The organism is Spirosoma validum (assembly GCF_014699035.1).
GTDB lineage: Bacteria > Bacteroidota > Bacteroidia > Cytophagales > Spirosomataceae > Spirosoma > Spirosoma validum.
Map to the genome: position 1 here is coordinate 521,475 of NZ_JACXAA010000003.1, position 22,274 is coordinate 543,748.

Sequence of the window (22,274 nt, forward strand, 5' to 3'; positions counted from 1 at the left end):
GCCCCGTGATTACAGGCCCAAATAGTACCTCCTTCTAATTAATAGCTTGTTACCAAATAGCTTGCTTACGTTTTTAGTTGTGCATATAGAACAAACGATTAAAAAATCAGCTTATCTAAAAATACACACCATATATAAAGCTAGAATCACAAAAGAACAGTTTTGCCTTATAAAGGAATTACTCTATAAAATCATACAAATTATAAACTCTAAAGTAAGATATGTCTGCGACATCATCCAGATTAACCCGTATTGGGGTTTTTTATGACGGAAATTATTTTCTACACGTAAGTAACTATTACAACTATTCTCACGAAAGACGTAGTCGGATCAGTATCTCAGGCTTGCATGCATTTATTCGGCGGCAGGTAGCCGAAGAAGAAGGAGTCAATGAACGGTTGTGCCAGATTGTTGATGCCCACTATTTCCGGGGCCGTCTGAATGCGCACGAAGCTAATCAGCGGGGTAATCAACTCTTTTATGATCGCTTATTCGACGATATTCTGATGTCGGAGGGAGTCGTAACACATTACTTACCTGTTAAAACGTATCAGGGTTACCGGCAGGAAAAAGGGATTGATGTATGGCTGGCGCTCGAAGCATTCGAGTTGGCGCAATACAAAAAATTCGACGTAGTTGTGCTGATTACATCGGATGGTGACTACGTACCGCTGATCCGTAAACTGAATACGCTCGGCTCACGAATTATGGTGTTGAGCTGGGATTTTGAATTCCTGAACGAACAGGGTGAAAAACAAGTGACGCGCACCTCGCAGGATTTACTGGAGGAGGTATCGTATCCGGTTGGTATGCATGGAGTCATTGACGATCGGAGTCGCCGGAACGACATGGTCATTCAGAATCTTTTCGTAAAGCAGCAAACGCAGCCTCGGCCAGCTTTTGCAACGGCTGCCAATGGGAACAGCTATGCCACCGGATTCGCCAATGGACATTCTTACGACGATTATGCACCCATTGACGAACCCAACTACAATGTCGATCCAATGGTCGATGATGATCCGGAAGGGCGTAAGATCAGTACGGTGCGTAGCCTGAAAACGGGATATGGGTTCATTAATTTTCCGCCTAACAACCTGTTTTTTCACTATACAAGTTTGATAGATACTGATTTTAATGAATTGCAGGTCGACGATGAAGTTGAATTTACCGTCAGTCAGAATGCCGAAGGCAAGGATATCGCTGTTGACGTACGTCTGGTACGCTCGTAAGGATGAATAGCCTGCGCGTAACGGTTGATGACCTGACTACGTTCCGTTGGCGTGCGCTGGCCTGGGCTGTGTCGCAGCAGAATACGAAGGAAGGCTTTGTGGCTTTTCTGAACAATAATCATATTGCTTACCCGAATGACCCGTTTCCGAACCGACTCTTTATCGGTGCGAAGCGGGTCATTCCGTTTTCTGATGCGCTGACAAAGAGCGCAAACGTGTTTCAAACACTATACGCAGCTCATCGCGCTCAACCATCGTTTTTGGTTGGTTATTTTGGGTACGATCTTAAGAACCAGCTTGAATCGTTAAGCAGCCGTAACCCAAACCGACTAGGCTTTCCGGATGTCTATTTTGTTGAACCCGAATGGGTTATCGATTTCGAGTCAGAAGCAATAGTGATCAATGGGCATGGCGACCCAGACAAATTATGGGGCCAGTTACAAACGCACAGTCAACCCCATACCCCGTCTCCCATGCCCCGCGCCCAAATCCACTGCCGCGTTACGTCCGATGAGTACCAGACCAATGTTCGGCGGATTCAGCAGCACATTCGGGCGGGCGATGTTTATGAGTTGAATTACTGCCTCGAGTTTTTCAGTGAACGTACTCAACTCGACCCGTTGGCGACGTATCGCGCGTTGAACCAACGGTCGCCCATGCCGTTTTCGAGTTTTCTGAAAATTGGTCACCAGTACGTTATAGGAGCGTCGCCGGAACGATTTCTGAAAAAAGAAGGACGTAATATTTTATCACAACCAATCAAAGGCACCATCCGGCGTGGACAAACGCTCGAAGAAGACGCTAACCTACGGGCTCAGTTGCTGAACTCCGAGAAAGAACGGGCCGAAAATCTGATGATTGTCGATCTGGTTCGTAACGACCTTGCCCGTAGCGCCGAAACGGGTTCCGTACAGGTTGATGAGCTATTTGGTATTTACGGATTTCAGCAGGTCTATCAAATGATCTCTACTGTCTCAGCAACACTACGTGCGGACGTGACGTGGGCGGATGCTATCCAGAATGCGTTTCCGATGGGGAGCATGACAGGCGCACCTAAAATCCGGTCGATGGAATTGATCGATGAGTTGGAAGTGAGTCGGCGGGGTGTTTATTCGGGGGCGATTGGCTACGTAACACCCGACGGCGATTTTGATTTCAGCGTCGTGATTCGAACATTACTCTTCAACGCTCAACGTCAGTATGCCTCTTTTTCGGTCGGGAGTGCCATTACCTACGATGCCGATCCGGCGCAGGAATGGGAAGAATGCCTGTTAAAAGCGCGAGCTATTCGGGAAGTATTGGAAGAAGCTAAACAAGTGCGATTAACTCCCGATTAAAAAAAGTAACCTCTCGCTTGTGGAATTTCTCTTTTTTTATCCTCTTATACGATAAGGCTTGCAACGTTCAGGGATAAACTTGACTCATTGTGAGTGTGTTGACCGTTTACTAAATTTTGCTACTATAAATTTAGTTAAAAATCGTTAACGCATAAACAGAGCTACATTTATCCAATTAGCTTTGCCAGCATACTTCCTAATCTCTTTAGTACTAACACTCCATGAAAAACCTTTTCCTGTTGGCCGTGCTATGTCTACTGACGGCCGCGCTTTACGCGCAAAGTCCACCACCTGCCCGTTTTACACTTCAGGGACGTGCTGTAGACACGGCAGCGGCTCCGCTGGCCGAATCGACGGTTATGCTACTGAATCCGAAAGATTCATCGCTGGTTAATTTCACCCGAGCGAACACAACGGGGGCCTTCGCCTTCAAGAACATTAAAACGGGGACGTATACTCTGAAAATCTCGTTTGTTGGTTTCATTCCGTACAACCAGCTCATCAAGCCAACCGGCGAAGCGGTTATGGATCTGGGCGCGTTGAAAATGAAACCCATCACCAAAGAGTTATTCGAAGTGGTGGTAAAAACAGCGAAGGCTCCGCTAACGATCAAAGGGGATACGATTGAGTATAACGCCAGTTCGTTTAAGGTGCCGCCCGGATCGACGGTTGAGGATCTGCTACGTAAACTGCCGGGTGTTCAGGTCGATCAGGACGGTAACATCAAGGCGCAGGGACAGGACGTGAAGCGGGTAACGGTCGATGGGAAGAATTTCTTTGGGAACGACCCAAAACAGGCCACCAAAAACCTACAGGCCGAAGCCATTACGAAAGTGCAGGTCTTCAACGATAAAACTGAGCAGGCGAAGTTAACCGGCATCGACGATGGGAAGAAGGAAAAAACGGTAAACCTGGAGTTGAAAGAAGAATTTAAAAAGGGTGGGTTTGGGAAAGTAACGGCGGCCGCCGGTCCGGCTTCTAACAACGTATCGGCCCGTGCCGAAGCCAAAGGCAGTTATAATAAATTTAACGCCAAACATCAGTTTTCGCTCGTTGGCCTGGGCAATAACACAAACCAGCAGGGTCTCTCGCGCGATGATTATCAGGATTTTCGGGGGAGTAACGCTTACAACGCTAACCAAAACGCCGACTTCGGTTTCAGCGGGAATTACTTTTATTTTTCAGACAGTGGCGACGAGGGGTTAGGCATTCCGGTAAGTGGACGGCAGGGGGTAGGTTTCTCCAATAACGCGGCTGCGGGCGCTAACTACAACTACGATACGAAGCAGAAAAAAGTCAGTGGAAGCTACTACTACAATCAGACCCGCATCGACCTGAATGCCCGGCGTAATCGCGACAATACGTTACCGCAGGATCAGTACAAAACTGACGAGACCAGTAATCAGATTAATTTTAACGGGAATCATCGGGCAAGTTTACGCTACGAAAAGGAAATTGATTCGCTCAATACGTTGGTCTTTATCAACAACAGTCGCTACGGTGTTGGGAACGCGCAGCTTTTCCGGAAGCAATTGCTAACCCGCAGCAACGGCGCCATCACTGACAACGAAAGCGTTAATAACAGCGAACAAAAGCAATTCGCTATGTCGAACTCGTTGATTTACCGGCATAAAATGCGCAGTAAAAAAGGCCGCAGCTTTGCTGCCAGCGCTACATACGAAGTTAATACCAACGACGCTACGTTGAATCTGGATTCGCGCAATACGTATACCGGACCCATCAGCGCGGGTAATCGATTGCCGGATATTCATCAGGATCAACGCAATGATATTATTCGCAGTGAATATAAGGCAAGCCTGCAGTACGTAGAACCCTTTGCCAAGCGATACACCTGGGAAACCTTCTTTAATTTTAGCCTGCGCAATGACGAAGTCGACCATGACGTCTTCAATCGGGGTGATAGCCGGTACATTCGGAATGATACGTTGAGTCTTTATTATAAAAACAACTACGTCTATAATCGACTGGGGAGCAGCGTTCGTTATTCCTATAAAGGGCTGAATATATCGGCGGGTCTGGCGGGCCAGCGATTTACGCTCAACGGCGAGTTTGCACCCGACCAAACGGCGGCTACGTTCCAGAACATAAACCGGGTTTTTACGACCGTCATTCCAAACGTCGGGCTGAATTACAGTATGAAAAATAACCGGTATCTGGGGGCTGGCTATAACGTAAATGTTCAGATACCGACCTCACGCGATTTGCAGCCCGTTATCAATAACAGTAATCCGCTGTTTATCAACCAGGGAAACCCGGATTTACTGCCTCAACTGGGTCATAACCTGAACGCTTATTTCAACTATTTCAACCCAGGGAATTTTATCAATGCCTATATCAGTCTATACGGTACAAAATTCGTTAACCAGATTGTCTATAGTCAGAATACCGATCCTCAGACGCTGGTAACGGTGATCAAACCCGAAAACTTCTCGGGTGGTCAAAACCTGGGCTCCTACATCGGTTTTGGATTCCCGTTGAAAAAGACCAAAGCAACGCTGGATCTAAACGGAGGTTTCAATCTGGGCAATAATCCGTCCCGAATCAATGGCGTGATTAACGATACAAAAGTGCGAGGCTACAACCTCGGCGCCCGACTGAGCCTGACGCCCGTTGAGTGGCTGACGTTCTACGGAAATGCTAATGTGAACGTAACGAATAACGAATTTTCGATTAACCCGAACCGGAATCAGTCGTTTACGAACAACAACTTCAGTGGTGAACTGACGCTGAAACTGCCGCACGAATTTTACATCAATTCAAACCTGAACTACCGGGTCAACAGGAATGAGCAGTTGAATTTCGATCTGCGCATTCCAATCTGGAACGCATCGGTCTATCATATTCTGGGCAAAGCCAAACGGGCTGAAATCCGGTTGACGGCAATTGATATGCTGAATCGGAACGTATCGGTTTCGCTCAACCGGGGCGTCAATTACACCCAGTCGGAGACCATTGAAACGCTGGCGCGGTATTTTACCATTGGCTTTACGTATAACATGCGGGGCGTTCAGGCCAAAATGCGCCGGGACGGATATTGATATAACACGTATCTAAATTGTAACATGAAAAAACTAGTTTTCCCCGCTGTGGAGTCAGGTTTGAGAACCTGACTCCACAGCGGGGAAAACTGAAACTACTACCCAATGAAAAGACTACTCGTAATCCTGTGTTTGCTGATCAGCTCAGCAACGATGGCCCAGAAAACTGAAGGTGTTGTTACGTACGTTCGCAAAGAACAATGGCTGAAGATCATCAATCGACTGCCGTTTTTGAGTCAGGAGCAAAAGGACCGGGAGTCGCAGACCTGGAAAAACTGGGCCGAAAAGGACAAAGGAATCAAAATGAAAATGGCGTTCAGTCCCAACGAGAGTTTGTATACGTATTTCAGCGATGAACCCGAAGAAGGAGGCTATTCCTGGCGAAAATCGGAATACTATATCTATCGTAATTTCGAAAAAGAAAAAAAGACTGACATCATCGAGATGTTGGGCAAAACCTATATTATCGACGATTCACTGAACGCGCCGGTCTGGAAAATTGGGAATCAGATCAAAGAAGTGGCGGGCTATATATGCATGAAAGCCGAAACAGAAGACCCCATTAAAAAGCAGAAAATTACGGCCTGGTTTGCGCAGGATATTCCCGTTCCAGCTGGGCCAGAACGCGTCAATAGTTTGCCCGGCCTGATTCTGGAACTAGACGTTAACGATGGCGATATGGTGATTGAAGCGACAAATGTAACGTTTAAGCCGGTGACTCCCGATGATCTGAAACTACCTAAAACAAAAGGGAAGAAAATTAATGACAAAGTGTACGACGCGGTTATTCAGCAGAACATTGCCGAGAGCATGACAGCCCACCGAAACCCTTTCTGGACCGTTCGGTATTGAGTCTCGGTCTCAGCTGAGTTCTACCGTGAATCATAGACATGGGCTAATGGGGCTAGTGGTGTCGGGTTTGAGAACCCGACACCACTAGCCCCATTAGTGTAACATGACCAGATAGAACAGATTCGGAACAAAACAAATAGCCTGCCTGAATGTCCAACAAAAAGCCCCGGAAATCACTTCCGGGGCTTTTTGTTGGACAGAAACGCTGCTCTCTTACATGCCCTGTGTGCTAAACTGGACCTTATCGACGGCAAACAAAGGTTTTTGTCCGGCACTCGGGTTTACGAAAACGAAGTAAAGCTTGTGAACGCCCGTAACTGGTTGGCGGAACGGCAGGTTAACCATACCCGTTGCGCCAACTTTGGCCTCAACGTCTCCCAGCAACGTACCGGTTGGAGAATCCAGTCGAGCTTCCAGTTTGCCACCCGCCACCTGGTCGTTTGAGGCAAAGACCGAAGCCGTAACTCCCTGAATACCGGTTAAATCAATATCAGTAAATTCCAGGTAACTACCCGATTTTAAACCGATGGCTGATAGGCCAATTTTGGGAACATCATACTCGAAAATGTCCCGTTTCACATCGGCCGAAACCGCTTTCAGCATGGGCGACCGTAGCGCCAGCGACGTTGAACCCGTTAACGGGCCGATGGTGCCATTGCCCCGGTCAGTATACGTAGCGGTCAGTACGTAGGAACCGTCTTTTTTCTGCTGAGCCGGTACGTAATCGCCCGCAATAGGCTTACGATTCGCGGATTTATCATCGGCCAGGGAAAGAATGTAGCGGACCATGTCGGTAACTTCACTTTCTTTCAGTTGCGGGTGAGCACTCATAGCCTGTTCGCCCCAGACACCGCCACCGCCCGTAATGATCTTACGAACCAGTTTGCTTTCCACCTGCGAGCCTTTGTACTTCTTCGCTACGTCGAGATAAGCGGGCCCGATTGACTTTTGATCAATCGTATGGCAAGCTTTGCAATCGCTTAGATCAATTAATCGCTTACCAGTCGAATAACCTGTATTGGCCTGGTGTCCCTGCGCCAGCATCGTCTTATCGAAACCTTCAAGGTAGTCGATCGTCATCGTTACGTCTTCGGGGCTAATGCCTTTCTGCAACGTACCATCTTCTTTATCAACGACTTTTACGGCGTATTTGACTGGTTTGTCCGGGAAGTAAAACGTTTTGTTACCCGTCACGGCTACCTCTACTTTAGGCTCGTCATTGCCTACTTTGATATCCATCGTTTTCGTCGCTACGTTCCCGGCAGCATCAGTCACTTTTAGCGTAGTCGGATAGACACCTGGCTTCGCGAACGTAACGGTCGGGTTCGCCGTCGTTTGTTTCGGCATCCCCTTGCCAAACGACCATTCGTATTTTAGCGCATCGCCATCGTAATCCATCGACCCTTTCGAATCGAATTTCACGACCAGTGGAGCCCCACCGACCATCTTATTGGCATTGGCAACGGCAACGGGCTTACGATTACCCGCGTTATACGTGATGTGCGACAAGCGGGCATCGGCATTGGCACCGAACCATTTCTGACCGTATTCGATTGTGTAGAGCGAACCGTCATTGGCGAACTGCATGTCGATGATGTGCGAGAATTTCGTGCTGGGCATAAAGCCCTCCATTTTCACGAAATCGCCGTTTTCTTTCATCGTAACAGGGTGAATCCAGTCGCGAATCCAGTCGTATGCGAAGAATTTGCCATCGTAGTGACGAGGAAATTTTACGGCTGATTCCGGATAATCGTCGTAGTAATAGACCGGGCCGCCCATGGCGTTACGTCCACCTTTGCCAACAATATCCCCAAATTCCGGCGAATCGGCGTAAGGGTAATAAATGTAGGCTTTCTGAGCGGGAGGTAATTCTCTCAGGCCGGTGTTGTTCGGTGAGTCGTTGATAGGCTTCTGCGCATCAAATAATGGCCCGGTGGTGCTGTCGGCAAACGTACGCTGGTGATAGGGGCGGTTATCCGCTACGAACAGCGGCCAGCCAAAATAGCCTGCCTGCCGGGCTTGATTGATTTCGTCGTGACCACGTGGACCGTATTTCTCGCTGTTGTTACCAGCGTCTGGACCTACTTCTCCCCAATACAAGTAACCCGTGCGCTGATCGACCGAAATACGGTAGGGGTTGCGGTTTCCCATGACGTAAATTTCGGCTCTAGCTTTTGGATTACCTTTCGGAAACAGGTTGCCATCGGGAATGGTATACGTACCGTCAGCTTCCGGATGAATGCGTATGATTTTTCCGCGCAGATCGTTTGTGTTGCTGGATGTCAGGCGAGCGTCCCAGCCTTTACGACCTGGCCGTTCATCAATGGGCGCGAAGCCGTCGGAATTGAACGGATTGGTATCATCGCCCGTCGAAAGAAATAAATTGCCTTTCCGATCCCAGGCAATCGAGCCGCCTGTGTGGCAGCAGCCGTCGCGTTTGACGGGGATTGTCAGCAGCACTTTTTCGGTGTTCAGCAGAACGGTATCTCTTACGTCGTCATAAACAAAGCGTGACAGGTGCTGGGCTGTATCTGCAACGGTAGCACCTGTTACGGGAGAATAATAAACATAAATCCATTTGTTCTGCTTGAAGTTCGGGTCAACGTTGAGCCCCATCAGGCCGTACTCGAACTTGGTGAACACTGGGAAGTTAGCGACTATTTTTTTGGTTTTTTTTTTAGGGTCGTAAACGCTCAACTCCCCTTTGCGTTGTGCGTACAGGACTTTACCGTTGTCCAGCACGGCTAACTCGGTTGGTTCGTCCATCCCCTGAACCAGAACCTCTTGTTGAAAGCGAGTTTCTTCGGGGAATGGTTTCGTTTTGGCTTGGCCAAATTTCAGACTGGTCGCCATAACGGATTTGATCCCACCCAGAATGTGCTGCAGGAACATAGGATCGCTATACGATTCGTCGGTATGACCGGCGCCGGTATAAAACGACTTTCCACCGTCGAAATCACGGTGCCAGATGAAGGGGTGATTGTCGCCGTTTTTTCCGCCCTCGTAGGTTTTTTCGTCCAGCTTACCCAGCACTTTCATTTCAGGAACAATGCTCTTGTAGCTGTACCATTCGTCGAACCGTTTCCAGCGGTCAGGCAGCATTTTCGTCGATGGATGACTTTTATCAACGATAACGATCTCAGCGTTTTGCTGCTTTGGGTGATTTAAGAAATAAGCACCCACTAACTGATTGTACCAGGGCCAGTCATACTCGGTATCGGCAGCCGCGTGGATACCGGCAAAACCACCCCCTGCCTGGATATACCGTTCGAAAGCTGCCTGTTGTGCATCGTCGAGAACGTTACCTGTCGTACTAAGCCAGATAACCGCGCTGTATTGCTTCAAATTGGCTTCGGTAAATTTACCCGCGTCTTCGGTCGTATCGACAGCAAATCCATTCTCTTTGCCGAGTTTCATGATGGCCTGCTTGCCGACTGGAATGGATGCATGCCGGAATCCTTTGGTTTTCGAAAAAACCAGCACTCGATTCAGGGCAACCGGATTCTCGGTGGCAGCTGTTGTCGATCCAGCAGCTGTACTACGCTTGGCCATCGTTTGTGCCCAGCCCGGTATATCCGTACTGAGTAGGGTAGTGGCCAGCACACCCGTTAGTAGCCACGCACGGGTGGGAAGCCGTAAGTTTTTCATAAAGTTGTTAGGTTGGTTAAATAAATGAAAGAGTAGTTAAACCCTTAACTTATTTAGAGATACAATTGGCTTTTATCTAGAAACAAAAGTAACAAAAAAGCGAACTCCATAGAACAGGCATTCGCTTGTATTAAGGATTAAAATCAGCTTAATCTACTTTCTTGAAGGTCATTAATTGCTTTCCGTTTTGGAGAAAGGTTAGTTTGCCTTCCGCTACCTGATAAGCAAGGGGCTGAACCAGCGCATTCAGAAACGTATTTTCGAACGTACCGACTTCGCCTACACAAGCCATTTTGGTCATTGCCATAGGACCGAACTGAATCTGACGCGTATCGGCCTTGACCGTTCCGCTAAGCTGGTTGCAGCCAGTAGTGCCTGTAACCCGGCCTTCCGTCAAGGATATTTCCAGACGGGGTACTTCGTTACGCGGCCCACCGGCCTTAATGCTACGTCCCTGAAAATCAGTAAGTACCCAGATATCCTGCAATAAAGCCACTTTTTGCAGGGAAACGCCACAACCTACGTAGTTTTTACCCCCCACGTCGACCTGAACCCGGTAGTCGTACCGTTGCTTCGATACCGCATCGACACAACTATCAGGTCTAAAAACAACGTTCAGGCTACCAGACTCGGCTTTGGTATTATATCGAAATACACCATCCGAATCCGTCTGGCGCTCTGGGATGGACATGGTCAGACTGTCCTCTTTCCCTGCTTTAAAGACCATGTTTCCTTTCGATGGATTGATCCTCAATGACCAGGCAGGATCATTACCCAGAGCTACCAGTTCGTCACCGGATTTTAGGTAACGTGAATAATCAGCTAATTCGCTAATAGGCGAGAGCATGGACGCAAACTGGGTTGATGGTCGTCGGCAGGCAGCAACCAGAAAAAGTATGCCAAACAAAACGGTACGCATGTGCAATTGAATCAATAAAGTGTATTTGTAAGACTTACTGACAACAGAAAAGTTTAATAACTCTGGTAGTAAAGCACCAGAACTATAGTTTATTGTCACATTTAGAACAGCCTGATTATCATCACGGTTACTAGTTTACATACAACCGAATAGATACGTTATGAAAAAGGGCTGGCTTATTGTGGGATTGCTATTGCTAATCGGCTTTGCTGGAGCCTATATCTGGTATAAAAACACGACCGATAAGCGAGCGATTAGTGGCGATCCGCACGATAATACGCTCAAACCTCGCCTGGAGTTAAGCCGGATGAACATCAATGATATGAGCGATGAAGCCATCAATATGACGATGGAATTGCTTATCGATAACCCGTTGCCCGTAGGATTCAAGGCGCATCAGATGGACTATACGGTATACATTGCCAATACGCCTGTCATTAAGGACACGTACAAAAAAACGATCGAACTTAAATCAGGTGACAGTACGCTAATTACGTTGCCGGTCAAAGTGATGGCCAAAACATTAACGGACGTACTGAAAACTCTGGAACGGAAAGGCATTGATAGTACAACGTATAAGGTGCAAGCATCCTTTGCGCTGGACGTGCCGATTGTCGGCGAAAAAACATTCGCTGTTACAATTGAGCGAAAACTACCGACATTTTACATTCCACAGATTAAGATCGAGGACATCGACTTTGGTCCGTTGGGACTTAAGCGAACGGACGTAGCCACCAAAGTGAACATAGTGAATAAAAATAAATTTGCGTTCAGCATGGCCGATGCACGGTATACCGTTTCGATTGATGGCAAAGAGATTGCCGATGGTCATCAGCCCGATCCTGTTTTCATCAAAGCGCAGGCTACTACGCCTGTTATTTTTCCCGTTACAGCCCGGCCGGGCAAGACGCTGAGCGTATTACCTAAACTACTGTTCGATAAAAAAGGTACGCCCTATCGGGTTAATTTTAGCTGTAAACTCATTGACAAAAAGGGCAATATGGCCATCGACGACAGTAAGTTTGCGGCTGTGATCAAAGGTACGCTGGATGATTTAAGGAAGCTGAAAAAATAAGTTAGTCTACTTCTCTGCGACGTACTGCCTGTAGCAACTGGAACTGAAAATGTCGCGTGAGTACAATTCGTCCGTTTGATTAAGAACGTATATTTGTTCGATGCCTCACTACGCCAGGTCCGTTGGTTAGCACACGGACTGTGGAAACGTATCGGAAAATAGTTGTTATAAACTGGCCTATCATACCCCTGTGGAACTGGTATGATAGGCCAGGATCAACCGGATTACCTGATCAGCGAATGGCCCGTTTCTTACTCCTATTTCTTCTGGTCAGCGTTTTTTGTAGAGTTGGGCAGGCGCAGGACAGGCCTCGTTTAGATACACCTTACGTTTTAGAGCACTTTTCGCAGGAGAGAGGTCTTTCGCAGGGGACTGGCTATGATATTGACCAGTTTGACGATTACATGTGGTTTGCCACGCAGGACGGATTGAATCGATTTGATGGGTACGAGTTCAAAGTTTTTCGACCTGGTGGCAAGCACAGCCTGAATAACAGCGTTGTTCAGGCACTACTGGCTGACTCAAAGGGACGTTTCTGGGTGGGTACGGGGGGCGGCTTGAACGTATATGATAAAACCAATGAACAGTTCGATCAAGTTAGCAACGTATTTAAACGAGAGCACTTACTGGATACCGTTTCCATTGAGAAACTGCTTGAGGATAGACGGGGCAATATTTGGGTAATGACCGATGAGCGAGGACTATACCGTATAGACCCTAATACACAAAAAATCAACTCGTATTTTCCAGACGATAATTCGCTCTACAACCTCTGTCTGTCGCTTGATGGAGAACTTTGGGTGTCAACCTATCAGGGTATTTATCGATACGACGCTTCCAGAAACGCGTTCAGAACAGTCATAAATCAACAGCAGCTCGGCACACAGTCGCTTCTTGGGAGTATCGTGTTTGACAATCAGGGAAATCTCTGGATAGGCACGCGCGAAGACGGTGTATTTGTTGTCCAGGCGCCCCTGGCTGATCGATCCGTTCGTCATTACCGGCAGGGTACGACTGAACAGACGCTTAGTAGCAATGAGATGACCGCTTTATTACGTGATCATCTGGGCCGAATCTGGATAGGATCCCGAACCGGCGGCCTATCCCTTTATGACCCCACGCGTCAGACCTTTACGCAACTTGTTCACTCCAGAAATAACCCCCGAAGTCTGGCAGAAAACAGTGTCTGGAGCTTGTATGAAGATCGGCTGGGTATTATCTGGATTGGTTTCAGTAGTCACGGCATCGATAAATATGATCCACACCGCCTGTTGTTCCATACCCTGCAGCGCGATGCCGATAACTCATCACGCTCCCTACCTGATAATATGATTTTCAGGCTTTTTGGGCAGGATGATGATCTGTTTATTGGAACCGGAACAGGAGGACTGGCGCGGTACTCGCTAACAACGAAGCAAGTAACCCCTCTTCTGACAACGGGCGGTGTGCATAGGTCAGACGATGTGGTCAGTAATGAAGTACGAGTCATTGTTGGCGATTCGGATAAAAAACTCTGGCTGGCTAATGTGCACGGACTTATTCACTACGATCCCGTTAAGTGTACCTATCAGTCGTACAAATTCACGGATACGCGCAGGCAGTTGTACGTATATGCAGCTCATGTACTAAAGGATTCGGTGGGTCGGGTTCAGGAGATCTGGACGGGAGGGGGAGCAGGACTTTCCCGGTTCAATGTCCTGACGAAACAGTGGATAAATTGGGACGATATCCCCGCTATCAAAGCTGTTGCTACGTATACAGTTCGGCTGATGTATGCCGACGCCCGGCAAAACCTATGGCTTGGCACCCTCGGACATGGCCTAATCCGGTATAATCTGAAAACACGAAAAGTCACTACGTTCGATAGAAAAAACGGGTTGGCTTGCACCAATATTCGCTCCATGCTGGCTGATCGGGAAAAACTATGGATTGGTACTGATTGTGGACTATTTCTTCTCAATCTGAATACGTACCAGCTGAAAAAACACTATTCTGCCAGTGCGCCATCGGCTGCCTTTCGCTTACCGAACGACGTTATTTATGGGATACTTACTGATAATCAGGGGTATCTGTGGTTAAGTAGCAACAAAGGACTTACCCGTTTTTCACCAGTACGTGGAATTGCCAAAAACTATGATCGCAATGATGGCTTGCAGAGCGATGAGTTTAATACGAACGTTTGCTATCGTCGTCCAGATGGTACGTTATTCTTTGGCGGGATCAATGGCATTAACTTCTTTAAGCCCGATGACGTGAAAAAAAATACGTTTGTGCCTCCCGTACGAATCACGAACGTTACGGTTCTGGACAGTGCGTATGCCCCAAACCAACCTCAGCTGACGCTTTGTTATGATCAGAATTTCATTGATTTCACATTTACAGCCCTAAATTTTTCCAATACAGATAAAAACCAATATCAATATCAGCTAGAAGGCATTGATCCGACCTGGGTATACGCGCAGCATCGCCGTTACGCGAATTATACGAACCTGCCGCCGGGCCATTACGTATTCCGGGTGAAGGGCAGTAACGATGATGGTGTCTGGAACGAGCAGGGCGCTTCGATTCAGATCCTGATTGAGCCGCCATTTTGGGCAACCTGGTGGTTTCGGGCGTTACTAATTGTCTTACTGCTCGGCGGTATGTATGGTCTGTACCGCTATCGGATTTATGTCTTAAAGAGTCGTCAGGCACATGAGTTACGTGTATCGATTCGCACGCAGGAACTCGAACGGCAACGGGTTGCTAAAGAGCTACACGATGGAGTAGGCGCGAACCTGGCTGTGCTAAAAATGTACCTGGCTTCGTTAGGAACGCCAAACCTATCTGTCGAGGATTTGAAAACCCGTTCTTTGTCGGTGTTGAAAGCGTCTATCGATGATATTCGAAGCATCATTCACGACATGCACCCACGTAGCCTGACTGAAGCGGGTCTGGTTCCAACCATTCAGGAACTGGTTTCGCTTCTTAATGAAAGCCAGCAACTGTCGATTACGTTTGTTGCGCAGCACGTACCGCAAAAATTGTCCTCAACGGTTGAAATCAACGTATTCCGGGTTGTGCAGGAGTTAGTGCAAAATGCCGTAAAGCATTCACAGGCCAGTGACGTCTGGCTTACGCTTCGGTACGAAGAAGGTACGTTACAACTCACCTATCGGGACAATGGCCGGGGCTTTAATCCGTCGTTAGCCGAACGGCCATCCGGTAATGGGTTAGTAAATATCCGGCAGCGTATCGCTCTGTTAAAAGGCACCTGCCAGTTTACGTCGTCTGAAAACCAGGGAACCACCGTTGATATTAACGTGCCCGTATAGAGCGCAGTTTATCTCTTCTGCTTATCGCCTGGCAAAATTCTGCGTCAGAAACATAGCATCCGCTTTCGACCAGCCCTGCCGAGCCAGTTTTTGCTCCCGTTCAGCTGTAGCGGCATCACCTTTCAGCATAGCGACATGAGCCAGGGCATAATGCGTACCCGGATAATTTGGGTCGTGTTGAGCCAGAACCTTGGCCGACTCTTCGGCAAAATCGGTTAGCTTAAGTTGGTACGCTAGCTGGGCAATTATTTCCAGTTGGAATAATGCTTCTGCCCAGGGATCTGGACCCGACTGCTCGCGAGCGCTGGCCTGAAACTTACGAACGTCAGCCAGGCCTTTTTCACGTTCAGCAGGGTTGGATAAAGCAATCAAAGCTGCCAGGAACTTCGGGTGTGGATCGAGCCAGGCGTTAAGCCAGTCATCATAAGCCGCTTTTTTCGCTTCTTTTAATTCGTTTTGAGCCGCTTTCAGCGAAAGACGAGCCTGATCGAGCTGGTTTTTCTTTAACTGTGTCATGCCCAGTAAATAATGCCCAATAACCCGTTCGCCCGGTGTTTTACCTGTTGTCAATTCCTTTGCGATAGGAACGGCTTCTGCATCGCGGTTCAGCGTAATAAGTAAAGCCGGATAGCCCATTTTGTTGTAAAAGGTTCGCTCCGTATTGATAGGCCGTTCGGTCATGAACCGTTCTTTTACCAGCTGTTCTGCCTCCCGCATCCGGCCCTGATACTGATAGCAAAGCGCCAGCAGTGAAATATTGTGAATGTGATGCCAGTCGTACATCGACTCGTAGCGTTCGGTCTTGTAGAGATTTCGCTCAATGGCATCGGTTTGTTTCATCTGCGCAATGGCTTCATCAACATCTCCAGTTTTCATCAGGTCATGCCCATACATGTGCAAAGCGTGCGCCAGGTTCGGAGCCAGCCGGGCGTAAGCTTCACCATGCTCACGCGCTTTACCATAGTCGGCCATTCCTTCATAGGCATGGACCAGAAAATGGTGGGCGGATGGATTATTGGGCTGCGTCTGTAAGATTCGTTCGTAAATAGCGATGCTCGCCGTCGATGTGCCCTGCCCCCGACCAGAGGCATAACGCTCATAAGCATTACCTGCAATCAACCAAAGCTCAACATCCTGTGGAAAGCGTTTTACCGTCTGATTAATTTTTGATCGGTACTCATTCAGAAGCTTTTGATTATCGAGCGAATCAACGGCTTTCAACTGTGCAAAACGTAGATCAATGTGGCCTTTTTCACGATCAGAGGCATGGTTGGACAGTGCTTTTGCCCTTTCAGCAGATTTCCGGGCAGCCGCATTGTCGTCCATTTCCATGTAAGCCCGGCTTAGACCAACGTGTGCCATCACCATCGTCGAATCATGACGTAGTGCTTCATGAAACGAGCGAGCTGCTTCGATCAGAGCATACCCGTGCAGATAGCCCATACCCTGCTCAAAATAAGCCTGTGCTTTTTCATTTTTGGTCGAGGTGGGCGCCGAGAACTGTCCCACATCGGATCGGAGCGCAACCGGTTGTGTCAGCAACGTATTGGGAATGCCCCCCACGTGCGCCAGACCACAAACCGGTATCATCGAAACCGAACGTATCGACGAAGATTCTGACAGATGATAAGGCTCGGGTTTGCTTAGTGAGCCGACCAGCAGAATAAGTAAGAGGAGTGGTAGAAACGAGTACAGGTAATTACGTTGCATGAGATAACTGCTTGATACGTATTGAAAGTTAGCAACTTACTCAGATACAGACAAGTAAATACTACTACTTCTTATTTGCCGGTTATCATGCTGTCACCTGTTTTTGAGCCGTATAAACTAATGACTACATTGCTTGCCTGTTTAGAATTTATCCCATGAACCAATTTAACCCAAACCTCGCTTTGTGGATCTGGCAATTGATTAATCTGGTCCTTTTGGGGCTAGGTATTTTCGTACTGATCAAATTTTTGATCGTACTCTTCAAAGCCGATAAAGCTATTGACGAGGTGCGGGAGTATATCAAACGACGTAATTAACGTTTAACGCGCTACAAGCATTCGTTTGGCAAGTAATCCCTGTCCTGTTTCAACGCGGAGAATGTAGTCGCCTGTAGGTAAATTATTGACATTGAATCGGATGGACGTAGCGGATGGTCGGGACGTATCGATGGACATAAATCGCCCCTGCATATCGGCAACCTGTATCGACGTAATGCCCTGAGCGAGTCCACTCGCTTCGAGTATGGCTTCCGACGAGGCTGGGTTTGGGTAAAGCCGGGCATCGGCGAAAATAGGTTCCGTCCCCGTAACGGTCTGACGGAATACCGGCGCAACCTGAAAATCTTTGAACAACGCAGCTGTCTCGGTGCTGGCGTCGGTACCAAACCAATCCGTTAAAATGGCTGCGTACACCTGTCGGAAATCCGTCTGCATCTTCAGATTGCTATTATCCAGATCGCTCAGGTTTGGGTTCTTGCCCACCATCGGTGTCTTAACGCCATTACCAAAGACAAACATAGGAGCCGACGTGCCGTGATCAGTTCCGTAACTGCTATTCGAAATGGCCCGTCTGCCAAATTCCGAGAACGTCATGCCGATCACCCGGTCGTCAACTTTCAATTGACCTAAATCGGTCTGGAACGCCAGAATCGCATCCGATAAGGTTTTGAGCAGATTGGCGTGAGTGCCGGTCGTGGTATCAGTCGAAACCACCTGCGCTGCGTGGTTGTCGAACCCGCCCAGCGTAACGTAATAGACCTTGGTTTTCATGCCGCCACTGATGAGTCGGGCAATGATTTTGAGCTGCGCTGCGAGGGCGTTATTAGCCGGATACGTAGCGATGTTCTGTCCTTTGCCAGCCGCTGTCTTGATCTGCCCCGCGTAACTTACCGAACTGGCCTGCTGTTGCCGAATGTATTCAACCTGCTGTCCGGCATAACCTTTAACGTCTGTCGTAGGGTCGTTGGGTTTGTCGCCAACCAGACGGGCAAACGTATCAGGGTCCTGCAAAACAATCGCCATCGAGTCAGAGGGGCCAAGTAGGGTGGTTGCCGTTACGTAGCCAATCTGAATAGCGGGTGGATCAGGCATGGTAGCCGTTGGGTAGCTCGTCGGAAACCCAGGATATTGTTTGTCCAAATAACGACCTGCCCAGCCGGACGTAGATGTCTGGCTGGAATCAACAGCGGTCATCCAGATGTCGCTGGCCCGGAAGTGCGAAAAGTTCGGTGTCGGATACGATACGCCCTGGATGATGCTGAGTTTATTATCGTTGAAAAGCTGCTGCATGCCCGTCATGGATGGGTGCAGACCCGTTCCGGCGAAATTCTTTAGTTTAAGCGCTTTGGCTTCCGGTATGGCGATATTCCCGCGAAAACCCGGCGAGGTATAAACGCTCATCTGATCGAGCGGAATCACCATGTTCAGCCCGTCGTTACCGCCCTGCAACTGAATAATGACCAGTACGCGGTCACTCGCAGCGGCCAGATTGATCAGCGACTGGATGTATGACGAGGGACGGGCAAACGCCTTAGCGCCGAATCCGTCGATCAGGACCGGCAGAATCAGCGAGGAAGCTGCATGTTGTAGAAAGTTACGACGCTTCATAGTAATAATTATGAATGATAGAATGAGTGAATGGTTTCGCGGCAGCTATTCGCTCACCGAAACGTCGGACCGTCACTCATGCATAATTAGCTTATTTGATACAGAGCCGTTCGGAAAAGGTATTGCAGGAACGTAGTGAGCTTCATCTGAACGGCTTGTTTCTTAGCCGCGTCGTTTGGATTACGAACGTAGTCGTTCCACTCCACGGTCCACTCGTAGCGTGGCAGGGCGTTGAGTAACACCGTATCTGTCAGGAAATCTTTTTGCGTCTGATTGAGCGTAATCGCCAGCATCTGTGCCGTCATATCGTTCACCAGTTTAGCGGGATCAGTCGGGTCCGACAATGTTTTGGTATAAGCCAGTACGTCGATAACTGCTTTGCCGTTTAGCTTCAGCGCGTTCGTTGTCAGTGCGTCACTGAAGTATCCTCGTAAACCTAACGTAGTGGAATTGATCCATTGCTGGTAATAGCCGGTCTGGTAGTAAGCCGTCCAGCCGAAAACCGTAGGCGGGTTGAGCAAATCCTGCTGCTGCTCTTTGACTCGGGCGTAAACGTAATTGCCGATCTGATAATAAGCCGTAATGTTTTGCGTCGGATCGGGCGCCTGTAATCCCCAGAAACGCATCGTTCCTATTACTAAATCCGTTGGCGATTTGATCACTGCCCCGCGCAGCCCCTCATCGAAAAAATGCTGACTCTGGAATAAAGCCGCCAGTACGGGTTTCAGGTCGTAATTGTTTTTGCGGAATAGATCAGCGAGGGGACGGATGAAATTTGTTTCGATGGTGGCCGGAATGTCCGAGTTAACAAACCAGAGGTACAATCTTCGGCAGATGTAACGGGGCGTCTCATCGTTCCGAAGAATCATGTCCAGCAAATCGTTCAGCTCATCCAGACCCGCATTGTTTCCAGTACGTCCTTTGATAACCGTGTTCTGATACGTAGCCGAGAATTTTTTATCGGTCGTATCGTGCCTGTTCGCCCGGAATGCGCTGCTGATGGGGGCATTCACGGCATCGCGGTAGCCCGTATCGGCCCAGCCGGTGAGGACCTTAGCAGCAGCACGAACATCATCTTCTGTATAACCGCCGTTCCGTCCAATAGTAAAGAGTTCCTGAAGTTCACGGGCGTAATTCTCATTCGGTGTACCCGCTACGTTCTGATTCCCATTCAGGAAACGTAACATGGATGGGTCCTGGGTAATCGCAATCACGAACGATTTGAAATTGCCCAGCGCATATTTACGTAACAACGTATTGTACTGATACATGTACCGGTAATCGTTGACCGTCGCATCGTTTGTGACAAAGTGGTTCGACCAGAACAGGGTCATTTTTTCGAGCAGCGATACCGGTTGATTCAGCATCAGGTTCGTCCACCAGTACTTGACGTACGCGTTAAACGTTCCCTGATTGTTCGTATCGAAAGGCTGGTCATGAAACGTCTTGCTCGTTTTCAGATCGAGCGGAGCAGCAGGGGCAGCCTGATCGGCCAGTAGTTGGCTAACGATCTGGGTGGCCGTTTTGCCCGTTAATGCCTTAATCTGATCGGGCGTTGGACCGAAGGTTGCTCGCCGTAGCAGGTAGGCAACCTGAGCAGCCGTCAATGGTTGCGTATACGTATCGAGTAAAGCCACAGTATATGTTGATTGAGCGGTTATGGGCTGTTGACAATAAAGATACCTACAGGGTTTAAATTTTCTTACGTAATTAATTGATATTTAATGAGTAACAGGTAAATAGTATTGAAAATAATGAATACAAAAAGCCCTGAAACTACTCAGTTTCAGGGCTTTAAATTTTAGGTATTTTTGCCTAAAATTTGCTGGTTATTTTTACAGTTGAGGCTGTTCCAGGACCGCGGTTTCATTAGCAGGACCTTGTGGGCGGTTACGCATCCAGAACCACAGGAGTGTAAAAGCAACGATTAGTATAATAGGAAATGTCATCATGGTAGATAGGGTAGCCTGACCAGCGGCTAATTCCAGTGATGGACCAGATAGACCTTTGGCAGCGGCTTCGGCATGATCAGAATCAATCCAGCGACCAATGATCGGCTGGAAGATAGATGTTGATAGCATACCTACTCCGCCAATAATCGACATACCCAGCGCACCACTCAATGGAACCCGCTGAGCAACAAAGCCAATCATGGTTGGCCAGTTAAAGCATACGCCAAGACCAAAGATTACAGCGGCTAAATAAGCTATTGGACCCGTAACGGTACTAAACATGTAAATACCGATGGTGGCTAAGACCGCACCGCCAAGTAAAACACCCGTTTGACCAAATTGTGCTACAACTGGACCGGTGAAAAGTCTGCCAATCGTCATGACACCGAATGTCAACGCTAAAACCAACATGGCATCGGCTCCGCTGCTGCTTAAGACAACGGCAACCCACTGGTTAGGACCAAATTCAGTAATGGCTGTCAGCGCCATGCAGCAGAACAGAGCGATGTACAAAGGGGTGAGCATGGCCTGGAAATTTTTCGCCAATGACGTAACGCCTTCCACTTTTGGTCTTGGGAAAGCCTGGCCGAAAAACAGGAACGCATACACCACTGTCGGCAGCATAAGCACCCAAATTTGAGCCTGCCAGGAAAAACCAGCTTCGGTCATGAATTTAGATATCAAACTACCAATCACAATGCCACCGGGAAACCACATGTGAAACCGGCCCAGCATTTTGTTTAGTTTATTGCTGGAATACATATCGGCAATCATCGGATTACAGGCAGCTTCTGTACAGCCATTTCCGAAACCAATGAAGAAGGTGGAGAACAGCAGACCGACGTAGCCGCCCGCATAAATGGTTAGCAGAATACCCAATGTGTGGGCAACAACGGCAACCTGCATGATTATTTTTGGCCCTACCGTGTGATAGACGATACCACCGATCACCATTGAAATGGGAAAGCCAAAAAAGAACATCGAATTGATAAAGCCTAATTGCTCGGCAGTCAGTCCGAACTCAGTGCCCAGCTGAGGCAGAATACCCGCCCGGATACTAAAGGAAAAGGCCGTAGTAATAATGGCAAGGCAACTGGCGAGAAATAGCCGCGACGGATTAACCGCTGAATTAATTGACTGACTGATCGCTGGATTCATTTTCTGCAAGAGAGGGATTTAGTGAGTTTACAGATTGATTAAAAAGTAAAAGGCATTCAAGGGAATAAACTCCCCATTTGGAGTCGTTTTTGTGCAAAATTTCCGAAAAATAAGAGAAAACAGCTAATTTCCGGC

Annotated in this window: 13 protein-coding genes; 7 read left to right on the forward strand and 6 right to left on the reverse strand. The window is 48.2% G+C overall.

What is annotated here, in order from left to right; all coding sequences use genetic code 11:
• The first annotated feature begins 221 nt into the window (after nucleotides 1-221).
• The 4 genes from IC230_RS10925 to IC230_RS10940 all read left to right on the forward strand — a co-directional run bounded on the left by IC230_RS10925 (nucleotide 222) and on the right by IC230_RS10940 (nucleotide 6,477).
• A complete protein-coding gene (locus IC230_RS10925) occupies nucleotides 222-1,229 on the forward strand; it encodes an NYN domain-containing protein (protein ID WP_191039021.1) in 1,008 nt (335 codons plus the stop codon).
• 2 nt (nucleotides 1,230-1,231) lie between these two features.
• Entirely contained in the window at nucleotides 1,232-2,566 is a 1,335-nt protein-coding gene (gene pabB / locus IC230_RS10930) for an aminodeoxychorismate synthase component I (protein WP_191039022.1), read from the forward strand.
• Nucleotides 2,567-2,787: 221 nt separating this feature from the next.
• Nucleotides 2,788-5,625 carry a TonB-dependent receptor domain-containing protein gene (locus tag IC230_RS10935; RefSeq protein ID WP_191039023.1) on the forward strand — a complete coding sequence of 946 codons (2,838 nt, stop codon included), beginning with the start codon at nucleotides 2,788-2,790 and terminating at the stop codon, nucleotides 5,623-5,625.
• A gap of 105 nt (nucleotides 5,626-5,730) precedes the next feature.
• Nucleotides 5,731-6,477 carry a GLPGLI family protein gene (locus tag IC230_RS10940; protein ID WP_191039024.1) on the forward strand — a complete coding sequence of 249 codons (747 nt, stop codon included), beginning with the start codon at nucleotides 5,731-5,733 and terminating at the stop codon, nucleotides 6,475-6,477.
• A gap of 213 nt (nucleotides 6,478-6,690) precedes the next feature.
• On the opposite strand, the gene IC230_RS10945 is transcribed toward IC230_RS10940, so the two are convergent.
• Both IC230_RS10945 and IC230_RS10950 read right to left on the reverse strand, forming a co-directional pair.
• Nucleotides 6,691-10,125: a ThuA domain-containing protein gene (locus tag IC230_RS10945; protein WP_191039025.1), complete on the reverse strand. Its 3,435-nt coding sequence runs from the start codon at nucleotides 10,123-10,125 to the stop codon at nucleotides 6,691-6,693.
• Between the two features lie 148 nt (nucleotides 10,126-10,273).
• Nucleotides 10,274-11,044, reverse strand: a complete 771-nt coding sequence (locus IC230_RS10950) for an META domain-containing protein (protein WP_191039026.1) — start codon at nucleotides 11,042-11,044, stop codon at nucleotides 10,274-10,276.
• A gap of 160 nt (nucleotides 11,045-11,204) precedes the next feature.
• On the opposite strand from IC230_RS10950, the gene IC230_RS10955 reads away from it, so the two are divergent.
• Nucleotides 11,205-12,119, forward strand: coding sequence for an LEA type 2 family protein (locus IC230_RS10955; protein WP_191039027.1), 915 nt, complete (start codon nucleotides 11,205-11,207; stop codon nucleotides 12,117-12,119).
• Nucleotides 12,120-12,358: 239 nt separating this feature from the next.
• Nucleotides 12,359-15,433 (forward strand): sensor histidine kinase, encoded by a 3,075-nt coding sequence (locus IC230_RS10960; RefSeq protein WP_191039028.1) that lies wholly within the window; start codon nucleotides 12,359-12,361, stop codon nucleotides 15,431-15,433.
• Nucleotides 15,434-15,454: 21 nt separating this feature from the next.
• Here IC230_RS10960 and IC230_RS10965 read toward each other — a convergent pair whose 3' ends face one another.
• Nucleotides 15,455-17,143, reverse strand: coding sequence for a tetratricopeptide repeat protein (locus tag IC230_RS10965; protein WP_191039029.1), 1,689 nt, complete (start codon nucleotides 17,141-17,143; stop codon nucleotides 15,455-15,457).
• 155 nt (nucleotides 17,144-17,298) lie between these two features.
• On the opposite strand from IC230_RS10965, the gene IC230_RS10970 reads away from it, so the two are divergent.
• Nucleotides 17,299-17,460, forward strand: a complete 162-nt coding sequence (locus tag IC230_RS10970) for a hypothetical protein (RefSeq protein ID WP_191039030.1) — start codon at nucleotides 17,299-17,301, stop codon at nucleotides 17,458-17,460.
• Between the two features lie 3 nt (nucleotides 17,461-17,463).
• Here the strand turns inward: IC230_RS10970 and IC230_RS10975 are convergent, their stop codons facing one another.
• From IC230_RS10975 to IC230_RS10985, 3 genes are all read right to left on the reverse strand, one after another.
• Complete coding sequence (locus IC230_RS10975) at nucleotides 17,464-19,029, reverse strand: DUF1501 domain-containing protein (protein WP_191039031.1); 1,566 nt, start codon at nucleotides 19,027-19,029, stop codon at nucleotides 17,464-17,466.
• 86 nt (nucleotides 19,030-19,115) lie between these two features.
• Nucleotides 19,116-20,666, reverse strand: coding sequence for a DUF1800 domain-containing protein (locus IC230_RS10980; protein ID WP_191039032.1), 1,551 nt, complete (start codon nucleotides 20,664-20,666; stop codon nucleotides 19,116-19,118).
• A 198-nt stretch (nucleotides 20,667-20,864) separates the two neighbouring features.
• Complete coding sequence (locus tag IC230_RS10985) at nucleotides 20,865-22,139, reverse strand: MFS transporter (protein WP_223860587.1); 1,275 nt, start codon at nucleotides 22,137-22,139, stop codon at nucleotides 20,865-20,867.
• Between the last annotated feature and the right edge of the window lie 135 nt (nucleotides 22,140-22,274).

Excerpts from the sequence above, each read along its gene's own strand:
- IC230_RS10965 (WP_191039029.1), bottom strand. The coding sequence starts at position 17,143 with ATGCAACGTAATTACCTGTACTCGTTTCTACCACTCCTCTTACTTATT.
- IC230_RS10960 (WP_191039028.1), top strand. The coding sequence starts at position 12,359 with ATGGCCCGTTTCTTACTCCTATTTCTTCTGGTCAGCGTTTTTTGTAGA.
- IC230_RS10940 (WP_191039024.1), top strand. The coding sequence starts at position 5,731 with ATGAAAAGACTACTCGTAATCCTGTGTTTGCTGATCAGCTCAGCAACG.
- IC230_RS10970 (WP_191039030.1), top strand. The coding sequence starts at position 17,299 with ATGAACCAATTTAACCCAAACCTCGCTTTGTGGATCTGGCAATTGATT.
- pabB (WP_191039022.1), top strand. The coding sequence starts at position 1,232 with ATGAATAGCCTGCGCGTAACGGTTGATGACCTGACTACGTTCCGTTGG.
- IC230_RS10975 (WP_191039031.1), bottom strand. The coding sequence starts at position 19,029 with ATGAAGCGTCGTAACTTTCTACAACATGCAGCTTCCTCGCTGATTCTG.
- IC230_RS10925 (WP_191039021.1), top strand. The coding sequence starts at position 222 with ATGTCTGCGACATCATCCAGATTAACCCGTATTGGGGTTTTTTATGAC.
- IC230_RS10985 (WP_223860587.1), bottom strand. The coding sequence starts at position 22,139 with ATGAATCCAGCGATCAGTCAGTCAATTAATTCAGCGGTTAATCCGTCG.
- IC230_RS10950 (WP_191039026.1), bottom strand. The coding sequence starts at position 11,044 with ATGCGTACCGTTTTGTTTGGCATACTTTTTCTGGTTGCTGCCTGCCGA.
- IC230_RS10945 (WP_191039025.1), bottom strand. The coding sequence starts at position 10,125 with ATGAAAAACTTACGGCTTCCCACCCGTGCGTGGCTACTAACGGGTGTG.
- IC230_RS10935 (WP_191039023.1), top strand. The coding sequence starts at position 2,788 with ATGAAAAACCTTTTCCTGTTGGCCGTGCTATGTCTACTGACGGCCGCG.
- IC230_RS10955 (WP_191039027.1), top strand. The coding sequence starts at position 11,205 with ATGAAAAAGGGCTGGCTTATTGTGGGATTGCTATTGCTAATCGGCTTT.